Annotated in this window: 14 protein-coding genes; 10 read left to right on the top strand and 4 right to left on the bottom strand. The window is 66.1% G+C overall.

The genetic code is table 11. The annotated features are described in order from the left end of the window. Positions 1–19: 19 nt before the first annotated feature. The gene (gene hemB, locus ASG75_RS09135; protein WP_056388150.1) at positions 20–1012 is read left to right on the top strand and encodes a porphobilinogen synthase; all 993 of its coding nucleotides are present in this window, start codon (positions 20–22) and stop codon (positions 1010–1012) included. 93 nt (positions 1013–1105) lie between these two features. Further along, complete coding sequence (gene pyrC, locus ASG75_RS09130; RefSeq protein WP_056388148.1) at positions 1106–2158, top strand: dihydroorotase; 1053 nt, start codon at positions 1106–1108, stop codon at positions 2156–2158. Between the two features lie 6 nt (positions 2159–2164). On the opposite strand, the gene ASG75_RS09125 is transcribed toward pyrC, so the two are convergent. After that, the gene (locus ASG75_RS09125; RefSeq protein WP_056388147.1) at positions 2165–3532 is read right to left on the bottom strand and encodes a glutamate--cysteine ligase; all 1368 of its coding nucleotides are present in this window, start codon (positions 3530–3532) and stop codon (positions 2165–2167) included. A 148-nt stretch (positions 3533–3680) separates the two neighbouring features. Beyond that, positions 3681–4619: an ankyrin repeat domain-containing protein gene (locus ASG75_RS09120; protein ID WP_056388144.1), complete on the bottom strand. Its 939-nt coding sequence runs from the start codon at positions 4617–4619 to the stop codon at positions 3681–3683. A gap of 511 nt (positions 4620–5130) precedes the next feature. Here ASG75_RS09120 and ASG75_RS09110 point away from each other — a divergent pair. Together ASG75_RS09110 and ASG75_RS09105 are read left to right on the top strand one after the other, a co-directional pair. Beyond that, positions 5131–7812, top strand: coding sequence for a LuxR family transcriptional regulator (locus ASG75_RS09110; protein WP_056388140.1), 2682 nt, complete (start codon positions 5131–5133; stop codon positions 7810–7812). A 175-nt stretch (positions 7813–7987) separates the two neighbouring features. Then, positions 7988–8344, top strand: a complete 357-nt coding sequence (locus ASG75_RS09105; RefSeq protein WP_157616922.1) for a hypothetical protein — start codon at positions 7988–7990, stop codon at positions 8342–8344. Positions 8345–8476: 132 nt separating this feature from the next. Here ASG75_RS09105 and rho read toward each other — a convergent pair whose 3' ends face one another. Beyond that, positions 8477–10279 (bottom strand): transcription termination factor Rho, encoded by a 1803-nt coding sequence (rho, locus tag ASG75_RS09100; protein ID WP_056388137.1) that lies wholly within the window; start codon positions 10277–10279, stop codon positions 8477–8479. Positions 10280–10466: 187 nt separating this feature from the next. Beyond that, entirely contained in the window at positions 10467–10793 is a 327-nt protein-coding gene (gene trxA / locus ASG75_RS09095) for a thioredoxin TrxA (protein ID WP_056388135.1), read from the bottom strand. Between the two features lie 384 nt (positions 10794–11177). On the opposite strand from trxA, the gene rhlB reads away from it, so the two are divergent. The 6 genes from rhlB (at position 11178) to rpoH (ending at position 17422) form a co-directional block, all read left to right on the top strand. Continuing rightward, entirely contained in the window at positions 11178–12929 is a 1752-nt protein-coding gene (rhlB, locus tag ASG75_RS09090; protein ID WP_056389227.1) for an ATP-dependent RNA helicase RhlB, read from the top strand. A gap of 111 nt (positions 12930–13040) precedes the next feature. Next, complete coding sequence (gene ftsE, locus ASG75_RS09085) at positions 13041–13718, top strand: cell division ATP-binding protein FtsE (RefSeq protein ID WP_056388132.1); 678 nt, start codon at positions 13041–13043, stop codon at positions 13716–13718. Continuing rightward, positions 13715–14695 carry a permease-like cell division protein FtsX gene (gene ftsX / locus ASG75_RS09080; protein ID WP_056388130.1) on the top strand — a complete coding sequence of 327 codons (981 nt, stop codon included), beginning with the start codon at positions 13715–13717 and terminating at the stop codon, positions 14693–14695. The genes ftsE and ftsX overlap by 4 nt, the downstream gene beginning before the upstream one ends. A 139-nt stretch (positions 14696–14834) precedes the next feature. Beyond that, positions 14835–15677, top strand: a complete 843-nt coding sequence (locus tag ASG75_RS09075) for a response regulator (RefSeq protein ID WP_056388128.1) — start codon at positions 14835–14837, stop codon at positions 15675–15677. Further along, positions 15674–16396 (top strand): uracil-DNA glycosylase, encoded by a 723-nt coding sequence (ung, locus tag ASG75_RS09070; protein WP_056388126.1) that lies wholly within the window; start codon positions 15674–15676, stop codon positions 16394–16396. The genes ASG75_RS09075 and ung overlap by 4 nt, the downstream gene beginning before the upstream one ends. A gap of 159 nt (positions 16397–16555) precedes the next feature. Further along, positions 16556–17422, top strand: a complete 867-nt coding sequence (rpoH, locus tag ASG75_RS09065; RefSeq protein WP_056388124.1) for an RNA polymerase sigma factor RpoH — start codon at positions 16556–16558, stop codon at positions 17420–17422. Position 17423 lies beyond the last annotated feature (1 nt).

Here is a 17423-nt window from a genome sequence, read left to right as displayed (position 1 = left end):
TCGCCCACGAGGTTCCGCCATGAGCTTTCCCGCCACCCGCATGCGCCGCATGCGCCGCGACGCCTTCTCTCGCGCGCTGATGCGCGAGCACACCTTGCTGCCGAGCGATCTGATCATGGTCGCGTTCGTGATCGAGGGCGAAGGCCGGCGCGAAGCGGTGCCGTCGATGCCGGGCGTGGATCGGCTGTCGATCGACGAACTGCTGAAGCTGGCCGGCGAATGCGTGCGCCTGGGCATTCCGGCGCTGGCGCTGTTCCCGTCGCCCGGCGCCGACGTGAAATCGCTCGATGCCGCCGAGGCCTGGAATCCCGACAACCTGATGCACCGCGCCACCCGCGCGCTGAAGGCGAAGTATCCCGAGCTGGGCCTGATCGGCGACGTGGCGCTGGACCCGTACACCACCCACGGCCAGGACGGCCTGATCGACGACGACGGCTACGTGATGAACGAGCCCACCGTCGAAGCGCTGATCAGGATGTCGCTGGCGCAGGCCGAAGCCGGCATGGATTTCGTGGCGCCGTCGGACATGATGGACGGCCGCATCGGTTCCATCCGCGACGCGCTGGAAGAAGCCGGCCACATCCACACCCGCATCCTCGCCTATTCGGCGAAATACGCCTCGGCGTTCTACGGCCCGTTCCGCGATGCGGTCGGTTCGTCGGCGAACCTCGGCAAGGGCAACAAGCACACCTACCAGATGGACGTCGGCAACAGCGACGAGGCACTGCGCGAGATCGAACTGGACCTGCTCGAAGGCGCCGACGTGGTGATGGTGAAACCCGGCATGCCGTACCTCGACGTGCTGCGCCGGGTCAAGGACACCTTCGGCGCGCCGACCTTCGTTTACCAGGTCAGCGGCGAGTACGCGATGCTGAAGGCAGCGTCGCAGAATGGATGGCTGGACGAGAAGGCGGTGGTGCTGGAGTCGCTCACCGCGTTCAAGCGGGCCGGTGCCGATGCGATCCTCACTTATTACGCGGTGGATGCGGCGCGGTGGTTGCGCGGTGAGTGATCCCGTGACGGCGATGCGAGTCCCGTCCTTTCACGCCAACAGGCCCGGCCTTCCTGCGGCCCTTTGCCCTGATCTGCCCCGAGTTCGCCAGCCATGACCCCCACGCGTCTTGAAATCACCCGCCCCGACGACTGGCATCTGCATCTTCGCGATGGCGATGCGCTGGCCTCGGTGATCGGCCACACCGCGCAGCGCTTTGCGCGTGCCATCGTGATGCCGAACCTGAAGCCGCCGGTGACGACGGTGGCGCAGGCCGAGGACTATCGCCGGAGGATTCTGGCGAGCCTGCCAGCGAATTCCCACTTTCAGCCGTTGATGACGCTGTACCTTACCGAGAACACGCCGGTCGAGGAGATCGCGCGTGCCAAGGCGAGCGACAGCGTGTTTGCGGTGAAGTATTACCCGGCGGGCGCCACCACCAATTCCGACTCGGGAGTGCGCGAACTTTCGCGGGTGTATCCCGTGCTCGAAGCGATGGAGCGGCACGAACTGCCTCTGTTGCTGCATGGCGAGGTCACCGATCCGGACATCGACATCTTCGATCGCGAACGCGTTTTCATCGAGCGCCACCTGATGCCGCTGCAGGCCCGGTTTCCGGGTTTGCGCATGGTGCTGGAGCACATCACCACCCGCGATGCGGTCGACTTCGTCAGCCGCGCCCCGGCCAACCTGGCGGCCACCATCACCGCGCATCATCTGCTGCTCAACCGCAATGCGCTGTTCGAGGGTGGCATCCGTCCGCACAACTACTGTGCTCCGATCCTGAAGCGCGAAACGCATCGCGCCGCCCTGCTGCAGGCGGCCACCAGTGGCAACCCGCATTTCTTCCTCGGCACGGACAGCGCGCCGCATCCGCGCGAAGCGAAGGAATCGGCCTGCGGGTGTGCGGGGCTCTATACGGCGCATGCGGCGCTGGAACTGTATGCCGAGGCGTTCGAGCAGGCGGGCCGGCTGGATCGGCTGGAAGCGTTTGCCAGCTTCCATGGCCCGGATTTCTATCGTCTGCCGCGCAACCAGGATCGCATCGCGCTCGAACGCACGTCGTGGATCGTGCCGGACGAGTACCCGCTGGCCGGATCTACCTGCAAGCCCATGCGCGCCGGCGAGTCGGTAGCGTGGTCGTTGGTGGAAACGGCTGCGCCCTGACCGTTCTCAGTACGCGAACTCGCGAAACACCGGATCGACGCTGCCGTTCCACGCGCCGTGGAACAGTTCCAGCTTGCGTTCGGCTGGGGTCTGGTTGGCTTGCACGATCTCGATCATCGGTTCGAGGAAGATACTCTCGTCGGCGCCGTTGCGGTTGAGACGGGCGCGCCGCTTGAGGCCGTGGCCGGCGATCTTCAACGCTTCCTCGGCGAGGTCGCGCACGCTGCCGTTGCGGAACGGCAACTTCAGCGCGTGCTTCGGCACGCCGTCGCGCAGCGCGTGGCGTTCCTCGCGGGTGAAGTCCTTGACCAGGTCCCACGCGGCGTCCAGCGCCTGCTGGTCGTAGAGCAGGCCGACCCAGAACGCGGGCAGCGCGCACAGCCGGTTCCACGGGCCACCGTCGGCGCCGCGCATCTCCAGATACTGCTTCAGGCGTACTTCGGGGAAGGCGGTGGTGAGGTGGTCGGCGAAGTCCTTCATGGTGGCGTGGGTGCCCGGCAGCATCGGCAACTCGCCGGCCAGGAAGCGCTTGAAGTCCTGCCCGGCCAGGTCGATGTAGCGGCCGTCCTGGTAGCTGAAGTACATCGGCACGTCGAGGATGTAGTCGACGTAGCGCTCGTAGCCGAAGCCGTCGGTGAACACGAAGTCGAGCATGCCGGTGCGGTCCGGGTCGGTGTCGGTCCAGATGTGCGAGCGGTACGACAGATAGCCGTTTGGACGTCCTTCGGTGAACGGCGAATCGGCGAACAGCGCGGTGGCGATCGGCTGCAGCGCCAGGCCGACGCGGAACTTCCTGATCATGTCCGCTTCGGACGAGAAATCCAGGTTTACTTGCACGGTGCAGGTGCGCGTCATCATGTCCAGGCCGAGCGAACCGACCTTGGGCATGTACTCGCGCATGATCTTGTAGCGGCCCTTGGGCATCCACGGCATCTCGTCGCGGCGCCACTTCGGCTGGAAACCCATGCCGAGGAAGCCCAGGCCCATGCCGTCGGCGACCGAGCGCACTTCCTCCAGGTGCGAGTTCACCTCGCAGCAGGTCTGGTGGATGGTTTCCAGCGGCGCGCCGGACAACTCCAGCTGGCCGGCCGGCTCCAGTGTGATCGAGGCCTTGTCGCGCGACAGCGCCACCGGATTCTCGCCTTCGCGCGCCACGTCCCAGCCGTAGCGGGTGGCGATGGTTTCCAGCAGCAGCTTGATGCCGCGCTCCCCCTCGAAGGTGGGCGGGCGCAGACTGTCGGTAAGAAAGCCGAACTTCTCGTGCTCGGTGCCGATGCGCCACGCCTCGCGCGGCTTCTCGCCGGCGGCGAGGTAGTCGGCAAGCTGCTGGCGGCCCTGGATCGGGGTGCTCTTGACGGCACTGGGTATGGACACGGGCAAAGCCTCGCTGGGTGAGGCTCTGACTATGGAGGCGCCGCGGAGCCACGAAAAGGGGTTGACGAGAAATAATTGTACGTGGCGGTACAGATGGCGGCGTGACGCCTGTTAGTCGAATCGCCGAACGGGTGTCCGGGAGCTGTTGTCAAAGGCGAGAAGCGCTGGCCTTGTCAAGTTCAGGGCAGCTCAGTCGGGCGACCAGAGCATCGGGCAGCTTCTGGCGGCGACCAACCTCGGCGTCGGTGGGCAACGTCCTCTTTTGCTTATGATGCTTGGTCAGGTACGCGTCGAGCTGTTGCTGGCGGCTTCGATATTCGACACAGGGGTCGGCGCCATGATCCAGCAAGAGCGTCACCATGGCGGCGTTGCCATCAACGATGGCAGTAATCAGTCCGTCGGAGGAGTCGTTTAGTGCGTTCGTGAGATCGGCGCCGTTATCGAGCAGACGTTTGACGATGGCCGGGTCATCAGCGATCACCGCCATGACCATGACATCGTTGCTGTGCGGTATTCGTGCCTTCAGGTTGGCGTGGTGATCCAGCGCGACGTCGAGTGTCGCCAGGTCGCCGCACTGCGCGGAGATGGTGGCCGCGGGGCCGTCGAGTCGGCCGTCGAACAGGAAAACAGCATCCAGTTCACGTGCTGTCTTTGGAGCTGGGTCGACGGTAGCCCATTTGGGATCCTTCTTCACTTCTGCCATGAGCTCATCCCGGATCTTGCGCTTGAGGCCGGGCAGCGCTCCCTGACCATCGACCAGGGCACCTCCGTCCAGCAGGCCAGCCACCATTGCGGGATTTCTGGCGTAAGCCGCGATGACCAGGGCGGATTGCCGCCAACGGGCAGCGTCCGCGGTATCCATAGCATCCAGTTGTTGGCGCACCTGCGCCAACTTGCCGTCGATCACATTGACAATAAGCGCGTTGATGGCGGGTGGCGCATCGAAGGCATCGTGAACGGCGAGCGTGCGCGCCAGGGCGGTCTGAGCTGGGCAAATGAGGGTCAGCGGGGGGTGAGGTTTTTCAACGCCCTTGGCGGTGCCCGCTAGCAGAAATCCAGCGACCAGCAGAGCTATGCGAGGCAGCATGTGGATGTTCTCCCTGAGCCAACCATCGTTGCAGGCTAGCAGGGAAGTTTTCGCAAGTGCGCGAAAGCAACAAGGTCGGCACATGCCAGCCTTGTTGTGGAGGTCGAAAAAGCAGAGGGGCGGTGATGTGCTCAGGGGTGAAAAGCGTCCCCCGCACCCCAACCCTCTCCCCTAAGCGTTGCTTGGGGGAGAGGGGCAGGTCAGTCGTGCTTTACGCTCTTCCGATTCCCGATTCCCGATTCCCGATTCCCGATTCCCGGCTTCTCAGCGCTTCATCGAATTGAAGAACTCGTCGTTGGACTTGGTGTTCTTCATCTTGTCGGGCATGAACTCCATTGTGCTCAGTTCGTCCGTCGCATGCTGCAGGTTCCGGATTCTGACGAACCGACTTCACGGCAGGCCGCGGAACCTGATCTTGCCCGGGAGGTGGCGGGCCTTCAGCCTACGCATGGCCGGCTCATGCGGGCGTATGCTCTGACAGCGGGGGCGCGTTGTCGGGAGACATTCGACGATGTTGCTTGAGCGTGAAGACCAGTTACGCATGCTTGGCGAGATCGCGTCGCGGGCTGACTGTGGATGTGGCTGCACGGTCCTGCTGGCCGGGGAGGCGGGTATCGGCAAGACTGCCTTGCTGAAGGCGTTTTCGACCCAGCAGGAGGCAGCGCGCCAGATACTCTGGGGTGCCTGCGAACCGCTGTCCACGCCACGTCCACTGGGGCCACTGCAGGATATGGCGGCGGCACTGGATCCCGAATTGCCCGCGCTGCTCGAGCGGGGCGCGACACCGTCCAGCATCTTCGCCCGGGTACTAGCGGCTCTGCAGAAGGCGGCACCGGCCAGGGTGCTGATTTTCGAAGACGTGCACTGGGCCGATGACGTCACCCTGGATCTGGTTCGCTACCTGGGGCGGCGGCTGCCGGCCGTGCCGGCGTTGCTGATTCTAAGTCTGCGCAGCGATGAGGTGGCTCCAGATACTGCACTCGCCAGGCTGGCGGGTGACCTGCCGGCAAACACACTGGTGCGGGTCGATTTGATGCCGCTGTCCGCGTCCGCCGTCGGCGCTCTGGCGCGGCAGGCAGGGCGTGACGGCGACGAGATCTATCGCGTCACTGCCGGCAACCCATTTTTCGTCAACGTGTTGTTGACGGAAACCGATAGCATTGGTGACGCGTTGCCCATCACCGTGCGCGACGCCGTGGGGGCACGACTGGCGCGGTTGGATGCACAGGAACACTGGATGCTTGACCTGATCAGTGTGATCCCCGGCAGCGTGGAGCATGCGCTATGGGCGTCGCTGCGTGCCGAAGACGTCGCGGCGACAGAGCGCTGCATCGCGCGCGGGATTCTGTTGCGCGATGCGGCGGGTGCGCTGGCTTTTCGGCACGAGCTGGCGCGGCAGGCGGTCCTGGTGCACCTGGCGCCGGAGGAGCAGCGGCACATGCACGCGCACGTGCTGGCATTGCTGGAGCGGCGTGCGCGATCGGCACCCGTGCCACTGGCGCGCCTGGTGCACCATGCCGCTGCCGCCGAGGACGCGCAGCGCGTATTGGCGCTGGCACCGCGCGCTGCCGCTGAAGCTGCCGCGTTGGGTGCGCATCGACAGGCGGCGCAGCACCTTGAGCTGGCCCTTCGATTCGTGGCGCAGGCCAGCGATATCGAGGCCGCGCAGCTTTATCAGGACTGGGCTTACGAAATGGGCCTCTCCGTGCGCATCAGCGATGCGGTGATCGCGGCGCGGCACCAGGCCATCGATATCTGGCGTCGCCTCGGGCGCTCCGAAAAGGTTGGCCACAATCTGCGCTGGTTGTCGCGTCTTCATTGGTACCGAGGCGAGGGGAAGCAGGCCGAGGAATACGCCGACGCCGCGGTGCGCGAGCTGGAGGTGTTGCCGCCGTGCAGCGAGTTGGCGATGGCTTACAGCATGCGTTCGCAGTTGCACATGTTGCACGACCGTTTTGGGTTGGCGATCGAATGGGGCGAGCGGGCGCTGGCGCTGGCCGAGCGGTTGGGTGACGTCGAGGTGCGCGTGCATGCGCTCAACAACATCGGTGCGGCGCAATTGTTCGGTGAGGAGTTCGATCCCGGCGGGCGCGCCAAACTCGAGCAAAGTCTGCAACTGGCCCAGATGCACGGCTATCACGAGCAGACCGCGCGTGCCTACACCAACCTCGCAGAGTATGCAGTCCAGTTCAAGGAATTTGCGCTGGCCGAGCGCGTGCTCGAAGGCGGCATCGCGTTCGATCGCCAGCATGATCTGAGCGTCTGGACGAACTATCTGGTGGGGTGGCAGGCGCAGTTGCGCTTGGCACAAGGACGGTTGCACGAAGCCGAGTCCGTGGCGCGACACGTCGTGGCGATGACGATGCAGAGCGTGATCGAGCGACTGCCGGCAATGTTGGTGTTGGGCCGGGCGCGGGCGAGGCTGGGCATTCCCGGAGCCGTGAACGTGTTGCGGGAAGCCCTGCAACTGGCGTTGCCAACCGCCGAACCGCAACGCATGGTGCCGCTGCATCTTGCCTTGGTCGAAGCTGCCTGGATCGAACAGGATATGACCGGGTGCGACGCGCAGCTGGCGGCATTGGAGGCGATGACCGATGCCTCTCTTGATCTTTGGGAATATGGGGAGCTGGCCGTATGGCTTCAGCGGCGGCAGAAGCTGCCTGTGGCGCGAACGCAGCCGACGCGCCCGGTTCCGGAGCCATGGGCGGCCGAATTGCGCGGAGATCCTCTGGCTGCCGCCGAGGCCTGGCTGCAATTGGGCGCGCCGTGCGAAGCCGCACTGGCGCTGCTGCAGGTGCGCGGCACGGATGCCGGTGCCGCGTGCGCCAAGGCCTTGCGCTTGCTGGAGCCGCTCGACGCGCAGGCCCTGCTCGCGAGGGTGCGTGGCATGGCGCGGGACCTGGGTGTAGATGCCGCGCTGCCACACCCCCGGCGCGGACGCTACAGTGTCGCGCGAACGAATGCGCTGGGCTTGACCCGGCGTGAGTTGCAGGTGTCCGAACTGCTGCATGCGGGATATGGCAACCTGGATATCGCGCAACGATTGTCTCGTTCACCGCGCACGGTGGAGCACCACATTGCCGGCATCTACGCCAAGCTGGGTATCAGCACCCGCGTCGAGCTGCTGTTGCGGTTGCACGACGAGCCCTGGCTGCTGCAGGAGCGCGCTCCCGACACGGAGCACGAAAAATAGGTAGGTGCTGGCGGGAAAACCGGGTGCGCAACCCCATGATCGGTGGAGCTTGTCTGTTCATGATGCCTCTCATGCCGATCGGATCCACATCATCGCGATGTGAGCGGTAGGCACCAGGAGCTGTCAGGTTCCGCGGCCGGCGCCCCGCAGGCGCACGTGGCAAGGAGATCACATCATGCAAACTCAAACGAAACTCATGGTCGGCGTACTGGCAGTGGTGCTGGGGGGTGCCGCCTGTGCCCAGAACAGTGGCCAGGACGAATTGCGTGCCATCGCCGCGGCGTCAGGACTGCAGGTGCGCGAGGTGCAGATGCTGTTGAGCAGCAGCCCCACCGCATATACGACGTCGTATATCACCTACGATGTGTCGGCACGCAAGTTGCAGCGGGCGGTGGCGCAGGGGCGTGTACACCTGCTGCCGATGCAGAATGGAGCTGCTGCGTCGTTTGCAGCATGGCAGAAGCTGCCCGCACGGGCGCTGGCGATCTCTGGAGGGACGGCGGTGGCGAAAGCCGATTCCCACTCTCACTGAGCGATACCCGACCCGGTGCGCCGTGTGCGTCACCGGGCGGGCCAGCGTCAAAAGCCGCTGCACATCGTCAATTTCAGATGGAAACCATGAAGCGGCAGATTTCGGATTTCCGGCTTTTGAGTCCGGGCTCCTTCAACGCTTCATTGAGTTGAAGAACTCGTCGTTGGACTTGGTGTTCTTCATCTTGTCGAGCATGAACTCCATCGCGGAGAGCTCGTCCATCGGGTGCAGCAGTTTGCGCAGGATCCAGATCTTGGCCAGCATGTCCGGCTCGATCAGCAGGTCCTCGCGGCGGGTGCCGGAGCGGTTGATGTCGATCGCCGGGTAGACGCGCTTCTCGGAGATGCGCCGGCTCAGATGCACTTCCATGTTGCCGGTGCCCTTGAACTCCTCGTAGATCACCTCGTCCATCTTGCTGCCGGTTTCGGTCAGCGCGGTGGCGATGATGGTCAGGCTGCCGCCTTCCTCGACGTTGCGGGCGGCACCGAAGAAGCGCTTCGGCCGCTGCAGCGCGTTGGCGTCGACACCGCCGGTGAGCACCTTGCCGGAGCTCGGTACCACGGTGTTGTAGGCGCGGGCCAGGCGGGTGATCGAGTCGAGCAGGATCACCACGTCCTTCTTGTGCTCGACCAGGCGCTTGGCCCGCTCGATCACCATCTCGGCAACCTGCACGTGGCGCACGGCCGGCTCGTCGAAGGTCGAGGAAATGACCTCGGCGCGCACGGTGCGGGCGATCTCGGTCACTTCCTCCGGGCGCTCGTCGATCAGCAGCATGATCAGATGCGCTTCGGGATGGTTGTAGGTAATCGCCTGGGCGACGTTCTGCAGCATCATCGTTTTGCCGGATTTCGGCTGGGAGACGATCAGGCCGCGCTGGCCTTTGCCGATCGGTGCGATCAGATCGAGGATGCGCCCGGTGATGTCCTCGCTGGAACCGTTGCCGCGCTCCAGCTTGAACGACTTGCGCGGGAACAGCGGGGTGAGGTTCTCGAACAGCATCTTGTTCTTCGATGCTTCCGGCGGATCGCCGTTGATGTCGTCGACGCGCAGCATCGCGAAGTAGCGCTCGCCTTCCTTCGGGTGGCGCACGCGGCCGGTGATGTAGTCGCCGGTGCGCAGGTTGAAGCGGCGAATCTGGCTGGGCGATACATAGATGTCGTCGGGGCCGGCCAGGTACGACTCGTCGGCCGAGCGCAGGAAGCCGAAGCCGTCCTGCAGGATTTCCAGCACGCCTTCGGCCCAGATGCCGCCGCCGGAGCGGGCGTGCGCCTTGAGCACGTTGAAGATCACGTCCTGCTTGCGCGCGCGGGCGACGCCTTCGTACACGCCCAGCGACTCGGCGAATTCCAGCAGCTGGATCGCGTTCTTGCGCTTCAGTTCGGTGAGGTTGATGACCCGGTCGTTGCTGCCCGGATCGGCGTTGTCGTCGTCCACCGGCAGGCCGTTCGGGTTGGGCCGCGGATGACCGCCGCCCTGCGGGCGTCCCTGCTGTTGCTGGTTCGGGTTGCCGCCGCGCTCGTTGCGGCGGCGCCGGCCGCGGCCCTCGCGGCCGGCGCCGTTCTGGTTCGGGTTCTGGCCTTGGTTTGGATTCGGGTTCTGCGCCTGGCCCTGGCCCTGGTTCTGACCTTGCGGTTGATCCTGGTTCTGCGCGGACTGGGGCGCGAAGTCGCGCGGTTCCTGCGCCGGCCGCGGTGCCGATGGTTCCGCCGGCGTCACCGGCAGGCTGGCCTGCATCGGGGCGGGTGCCGCGGGAGCGGGTGCTGGCGCCGAAGCCGCGGGTTTGTCGGCGACCGCCGTCTTCTCGGCGTTCGCCGCCGCGATCGCCGCGGCCGTGCGACGCGGCGCGCGGGGACGCGGCTCGGGCTTGTCTTCAACAACAGACCTGGCGTCGACGCCCTTGGCATCGTTCGGGATTTTGTTTTCGGTATCGGACACGGGCTATCCTCGCGGGGCGCCGTTGAATTACAGGAGGGAGGGTGTGCGTCGCGCGGAAGGCGCAAGGGGACAGGACTGTCCCGACGGACGCGCTGAATCTAGCACCCGTTGCGTATCGGCGTAAAGCCTCGCAAGCCGACCGGGCAGCGCCGGGCCGGCTTCATGCAGCGGGTTTGCAACGGGTGGATCAGATGGCCTTGTCGATCATCTGGGTCAGCTGGCCCTTGCTGACGGCACCGATCTGGGTCGCCTCGACCTTGCCGTTCTTGAACACCATCAGGGTCGGGATGCCGCGCACGCCATAGGCTCGCGGGGTCTGCTGGTTCTGGTCGATGTTGACCTTGACGATGCGCAGCTTGCCCTCGTACTGCTGGGCGATCTCGTCCAGCATCGGCGCGATGGCCTTGCACGGGCCGCACCATTCCGCCCAGAAATCCAGCAGCACCGGGGTTTCGGATTTGAGCACCTGCTCGTCGAAGGCGTCGTCGTTCACATGGGTAATCAGGTCGCTCACCGGGGATCTCCGTGGCTGGGGGCGCAAAACTGGCAGGTGCAGAACAATGGGGTGACCGGGGCGGAAAAACAAGGAGTGACGACGGGCAGGGCCGTCATCGGCTACACTCAGGCGCCCACGAAGCGCGGGTTGGGCAGGAGGAGGGCGGCAAGCCCTCATTCCAGCGCAACTCCGGGCACGATTCAAGGGCGGCTTGCACAGCCGCCCGTCAGACCGCCGGCAACTACGGCGTCGCCAGCCGCGGCGCGATCTTGTTGACCCTGACATTGAGCCGCTTCGCTGCGCATCGCGCACCCGTCCTGCACCGCTTTCGCGCCGACATCCGGCGCCAGGAGCCAAGTGCAGCGCATCACGCCGCCGTCAGGCAAGGTCAACCATCCGCATATGTCACAAACCGTACTCACCGATACCTTCTTCACCAACTTCGATCTTCATCCGCTGCTGCAGCAGGGCCTGGACGACAGCGGCTTCACCCGCTGCACGCCGATCCAGGAAATGACCCTGGCGCCGGCCCTGGCCGGGCGCGACGTCGCCGGCCAGGCGCAGACCGGCACCGGCAAGACCTGTGCGTTCCTGGTCGCGCTGATGAATCGCCTGCTGACCACGCCGGCCGTGGCCGAGCGCAAGGACAGCGACCCGCGCGCACTGGTGATCGCGCCCACCCGCGAACTGGCGATCCAGATCGAGAAGGACGCCAAGGCGATCGGCCGCCACACCGGCCTGCGCAGCGCGCTGATCTACGGCGGCGTCGACTACGACAAGCAGCGTCAGCAATTGAAGGACGGCTGCGACATCATCATCGCCACCCCCGGCCGCCTGCTCGACTACCACAAGCAGGGGGTTTTCAGCCTCAACAGCGTCGAGGTGATGGTGATCGACGAGGCCGACCGCATGTTCGACCTCGGCTTCATCAAGGACGTGCGCTTCATCTTCCGCAAGCTGCCGCCACGCGAACAGCGCCAGGTGCTGCTGTTCTCCGCCACGCTGAGCCACCGCGTGCTGGAACTGGCCTACGAGCACATGCACGAGGCCGAGAAGCTGGTGGTGGAGAGCGACAACGTCACCGCCGATCACGTGCACCAGCTGGTCTACTTCCCGGCCAAGGAAGAGAAGATGCCGCTGCTGCTGAATCTGATCGACCGGCACCAGCCTTCGCGCAGCATCATCTTCGTCAACACCAAGGCCGCCGCCGAGCGCATCACCGAACGGGTCAAGCGCCACGGCTGCCGCGTCGGCGCGATCTCCGGCGACGTGCCGCAGCTGAAGCGGCAGAAGCTGCTGCAGCGTTTCAAGGATGGCCAGCTGGACATCCTGGTGGCCACCGACGTGGCCGCGCGCGGCCTGCACATTCCCGCGGTCAGCCACGTCTTCAACTACGACCTGCCGCACGAGGCCGAGGATTACGTGCATCGCATCGGCCGCACCGCGCGGCTCGGTGCTGAGGGCGACGCGATCAGCTTCGCCTGCGACCTGTACGCGATGTCGCTGCCGGACATCGAGACCTATATCGGGCAGAGCATTCCGGTCGCGCAGATGGATCCGGAACTGCTGGTGATGCCGAAGCCGCGCGCGGTCGATCCCGAATTCGCCGCGAACGCCGCCGCCGACAGCGCCGCGTTCGGCGACGTGGTGGCGCCGCGTCCGGGCGAGAAGCCGCGCCATGGTGGTGGCCCCGGCCGCAGTGGCGAGCACGGTGGCAGCAGCCGCGGCGCCACGCGTCCGCCGCGCGAGCGCCGGCCGGCCGCAGCCGATGGCAGCGCGGCCATCGCGACCGAACAACCGGTCGCCGTGGCCGCGCACAAGACCGACGCGGCCCCGGCCGCGGATGGCGGCACGGCCGCCGAAGGCACGCGCAAGCCGCGGCGCCGTCGTGGCGGGCGCAATCGCCGGCGTGAAGGCGCGCCGACCGATGGCGTCGAGACGACTGGCCACCAGGCCGCGGTCGCCGAGGGCAATCGCGCACCGCGCGGCGAGCGTCGCCCGCCGCGCGAGCGCAATGCGGCCGAGTCCGGCGGCACGGCGCACAGCCGGCCGTCGCGGCAGGTCGCGGTGACTTCGGGCAAGGCCGTCGAACACGCTCATCCGAAAAAGCCGGGTCTGTTCCGCCGCTTGACCCGGCTGTTCACCGGCCGCTGAGCGTCATGATCGCCGCGGGCTGAACCGCGGCGATCAGAGAAGTCCGCATCTTGCGGCCGGCTTCCCTTATCCTTGCGTCGATATGACGACACGCAGGCTCGGGGACGCTCGGTGATCCATTTCGATCAAGTCAGCAAGCGCTACGAGGGCGGCCATGAGGCGCTCTCGCAGCTTTCGTTCGAGGTGCCGACGGGCGAGATGGCCTTCGTCACCGGGCATTCCGGTGCCGGCAAGAGCACCCTGCTCAAGTTGCTGGGACTGATCGAGCGGCCCTCGCACGGCGTGATCAGCGTGGACGGCAAGAGCCTGGCGAAGATCCGCCACAGCGGCATTCCGAAGTGGCGCCGGCACATCGGCATGGTGTTCCAGGACCATCGCCTGCTGCTGGATCGCACGGTGTTCGCCAACGTCGAGTTGCCGTTGGCGATCGGCGGTATCGCCCGCGCCGAACGCGCGCGGCGGGTGCGCGCGGCGCTGGAGAAGGTCGGCCTGCTCGCTTACGAACGGCAGCTGCCGGCCACGCTGTCCACCGGCGAACAGCAACGCGTGGGCATCGCCCGTGCGATCGTGGCGCGTCCCAGCCTGTTGATCGCCGACGAGCCCACCGGCAACCTCGACCCGCAGCTGGCGGTAGAGATCATGGGCCTGTTCGGCGAGTTCCAGCAGGTCGGCACCACCGTGCTGGTCGCCAGTCACGACTTGCCGCTGATCAAGCGCATGAAGAAACGCGTGATCGTGCTCGACCACGGCCGCCTGGTGGCCGACCTGGCCGCCGAGGAGGTGCTGTGAGCACGTCGCCGGAAACCCTGTCCGTGTCGGCGGACGCACCGCCGCGCAACGGCCACAGCCGTGGCAACCGCTTCGTCAGCTGGCAGGAGCATCACCGCTGGAGCGCGGCGTCCAGCCTGCGCCGGCTTGCTTCGCGCCCGTTCGGCAGCCTGCTCACGATCGCGGTCATGGGCCTGGCGCTGGCCTTGCCGCTGGCGTTCTACCTGCTGCTGGGCAATGTGCAGCAGCTCGGCCATGCGCTGGGCCAGAGCCAGGCGATCAGCGTATTCCTGCAGCCGGGCCAGACCGCGTCGCAGGCGCAACTGCTTGCCCAGCAGCTGGGCGACCGCCCCGAAGTGGCCGCAGTGGTGGTGAAGACGCCGCAGCAGGGCATGGACGAACTGGCGCAGATGCAGGGCTTCTCCGGTGCCCTGCAGACACTGGACGACAACCCGCTGCCGTACGTGCTGCAGTTGCAGCCGCGCGGGGGGGTGAGCGCGCACGCGCTGGAGCAATTGGTGGCCGACGTGCGTACGCTGCGCAGCGTCGAGCTGGTGCAGGACAGCGGCAGCTGGCGGCAGCGGCTGGACGCCTTGCTCGGCGTGGGCAATCGCGTGGTGCTGGTGCTGGCTTCGCTGCTGGCGCTGGCGGCGCTGCTGGTGGTCGGCAATACGATTCGGGTGGACATCGCCAGTCGCAGCGAGGAGATCGGCGTGCTGCTGCTGGTCGGCGCCAGCGGCGCGTTCGTGCGTCGGCCGTATCTGTATGCCGGGATCTGGTATGGCCTGTTCAGCGGCATCCTGGCCGCGTTGCTGGCAGTGCTGATCGAGCTGGCGCTGGCCACGCCGGTGGCGCAGTTGAGCCAGGCTTATGATGGCAAACTGCAGGTCGGCGGCTTGCCGCCGTGGCTGTTGCTGGCGGTACCGCTGGTCGCCGCGGCGCTGGGTTGGCTCGGCGCGCGACTGGTCAGCGCATGGCAATTGCGCAACGCGGTGTGACGGTCTTGCGCCGGGGTGACGTGAATCGCAGCCGCCGATGCCGTATCCGGTGCACTATCACCAGTTGCAGCGGGTGCAGGGGTGCGCCCGCAGGTTCATCGGCGAAGGACTGCCACGGGTCGGGTGGGTGAGCTAAGGAATGAGTACGAATATCAGCAGCCGTCTGCTGACCGACGCACCGCGGGTGCTGGTGGTCGATGGTTCACGTGTGGTGCGCCAGCTGATCACCCGCGTGCTGCAGGCCGAGTTGCCCGGCGTCGAGGTGGTGGGTTGCGGCGGCGGCGCCGAGGCGCAGCAGGTACTCGGCGAGGGCGTGTTCGATTTCATCACGATCGCGCTGCGCCTGCCCGACATGGACGGGCTGGAGCTGGCGCGCTTCGTGCGCGAGTCGGCGCCGCAGGCCTACGTGCCGATCGTGGTGGTTTCCGGCGACGTGGATGACCGGCTGCACCGCCGCTCGCTGGGCGAGCACGTCACCGACTACTTCGATAAGGCGCTGGGCTTCCAGGCGCTGGCCGAGTTCATCCGCGGCTATGTGCGGCCCGAGAACACCGCCGAAGGCGTGGTGCTGTACGTCGAGGACAGTCGCGTGGTGGCGCTGGCGACCCGCCGCATGCTGGAGAAGATCGGCCTCACCGTGCGCCACGTGGTCAGCGTGGAAGACGCGCTGGCCTTGCTGGAAACCTCGAAGGCGCAGGGCGGGGTGGGCGCCGACGTGGTGCTCACCGATGTCAGCCTGAAGGGCGAGCTCACCGGCGGCGACCTGCTCAAGCACATCCGCGGCGAGTTCGGCTACGGCAAGGGCCGGCTGCCGGTGCTGGTGATGACCGGCGACGAGAACCCGGCCAACCAGGCCGCGCTGATCAAGGCCGGTGCCAACGATCTGGTCGAGAAGCCGGTCGAGGAAAGGCTGCTGGTCACCAAGCTGCTGTTCCAGCTGCGCGTGGCGAAGCACCTGCGCGGGCACACGGCCGAGGCATGAGCGACGCGGCGCAGATCAAGCTGGAACCGTCGTGGAAGGCGCGCATCGGCGACCACCTGCTGCGCCCGGAGATGCAGGCGCTGGCGGCGTTCCTGCGCACGGAGAAGCAGGCCGGCAAACGGATCTATCCGCCCGGGCCGGAGATCTTCGCGGCGTTCGAACACACCCCGTTCGACGCGGTGCGGGTGGTGATCCTGGGCCAGGACCCGTACCACGGCCCCGGCCAGGCGCACGGCTTGTGCTTCTCGGTGCGTCCCGGCGTGCGGGTGCCGCCGTCGCTGGAGAACATCTTCAAGGAGATCCAGCGCGACCTCGGCATCGCGCGGCCCGACCACGGCTGCCTCACGCCGTGGGCCGATCGCGGCGTGCTGCTGCTCAACAGCGTGCTGACGGTGGAAGAAAGTCGCGCCGGTTCGCACCAAGGCAAGGGCTGGGAGGGCTTCACCGATGCGGCGATCGATGCGCTGAACCGCGAGCGCGAAGGCCTGGTGTTCCTGCTGTGGGGCTCATACGCCCAGCGCAAGGGCCAACTGATCGACAGCCGTCGCCACTGCGTGCTGAGCTCGGTGCATCCGTCGCCGCTGTCGGCCCACCGCGGCTTCCTCGGCTGCGGCCACTTCTCTGCCGCCAACCGCTACCTGGAGGCCCACGGGCAGCCGCCGATCGACTGGTCGCTGCCGCCGAAAGTCGCATTGCAAAGCGGTTTCACGTCCGCTTGAATGCGGTTTCATCAGCCTCATATCGGGCTGGATGAGACGCTGGACAAGGGTGATTAATATCTATACCATTTAGTTCATTAAAGCGCGGAACCAATGCCGTGCTTTAGCACTCCAAGTGCCCGAGTGCTAAACTTTGATGTCGTTCAGGAGGTTCCACCCATGTCTCAAGCCTTGGTGACCGCCAGCTTCCCGCTGCCGAGTGTCGTCGGCAGTCTGGATGCCTATATTTCCGCGGTCCATCGGATCCCGGTGCTGAGCTCGGAAGAAGAGCAGGCGCTGTCGCGCGACTACCTCGAAGAGGCCAACCTGGCCGCGGCGAAGAAGCTGGTGCTGTCGCACCTGCGTTTCGTGGTGCATGTGGCGCGTGGTTACTCGGGCTACGGCCTGCAGCTGGCCGACCTGATCCAGGAAGGCAACATCGGCCTGATGAAGGCGGTCAAGCGTTTCGATCCGGATCAGGGCGTGCGCCTGGTCAGCTTCGCGGTGCACTGGATCCGTGCCGAGATGCACGAGTTCATCCTGAAGAACTGGCGCATCGTGAAGGTCGCCACCACCAAGGCGCAGCGCAAGCTGTTCTTCAACCTGCGCAAGAGCAAGAAGCGCCTGGGCTGGATGAACGCAGCCGAAGTGAGCACCGTGGCGAAGGACTTGGGCGTGCCCGAGGCGACCGTGCGCGAGATGGAATCGCGCCTGTCCGGCCGCGACATCGGCTTCGAGGCTCCGGTCGATGCGGACGACGACGCCAAGCCGGCACCGGCGGCGTTCCTGATCGACGACGGCGCCGACCCGTACGAGAACGTGTCCGACGAGGATTACGCCGACAACCAGATGCAGACGCTGACCGATGCGCTGGAGCACCTGGACTCGCGTTCGCGCGATATCATCCAGCGCCGCTGGCTGGACGACAGCAACAAGGCCACGTTGCAGGACCTGGCCGACGAGTACGGCGTATCCGCCGAACGCATCCGCCAGATCGAGGCGAATGCGATGAAGAAGATGCGCGGCCTGTTCGCCACGGCGGCCTGAG

It is taken from the genome of Rhodanobacter sp. Soil772 (assembly GCF_001428385.1).
Lineage (GTDB): Bacteria > Pseudomonadota > Gammaproteobacteria > Xanthomonadales > Rhodanobacteraceae > Rhodanobacter.
Note: the sequence above shows the minus strand (reverse complement) of the source record. Positions and strands in the feature narration are given on the sequence as shown.

Bases quoted from the DNA above. Each gene is read 5' to 3' on its own strand.
- hemB (WP_056388150.1), top strand. From the start codon at position 20: ATGAGCTTTCCCGCCACCCGCATGCGCCGCATGCGCCGCGACGCCTTC.
- pyrC (WP_056388148.1), top strand. From the start codon at position 1,106: ATGACCCCCACGCGTCTTGAAATCACCCGCCCCGACGACTGGCATCTG.
- ASG75_RS09120 (WP_056388144.1), bottom strand. From the start codon at position 4,619: ATGCTGCCTCGCATAGCTCTGCTGGTCGCTGGATTTCTGCTAGCGGGC.
- ASG75_RS09110 (WP_056388140.1), top strand. From the start codon at position 5,131: ATGTTGCTTGAGCGTGAAGACCAGTTACGCATGCTTGGCGAGATCGCG.
- ASG75_RS09105 (WP_157616922.1), top strand. From the start codon at position 7,988: ATGCAAACTCAAACGAAACTCATGGTCGGCGTACTGGCAGTGGTGCTG.
- rhlB (WP_056389227.1), top strand. From the start codon at position 11,178: ATGTCACAAACCGTACTCACCGATACCTTCTTCACCAACTTCGATCTT.
- ASG75_RS09075 (WP_056388128.1), top strand. From the start codon at position 14,835: ATGAGTACGAATATCAGCAGCCGTCTGCTGACCGACGCACCGCGGGTG.
- ung (WP_056388126.1), top strand. From the start codon at position 15,674: ATGAGCGACGCGGCGCAGATCAAGCTGGAACCGTCGTGGAAGGCGCGC.
- rpoH (WP_056388124.1), top strand. From the start codon at position 16,556: ATGTCTCAAGCCTTGGTGACCGCCAGCTTCCCGCTGCCGAGTGTCGTC.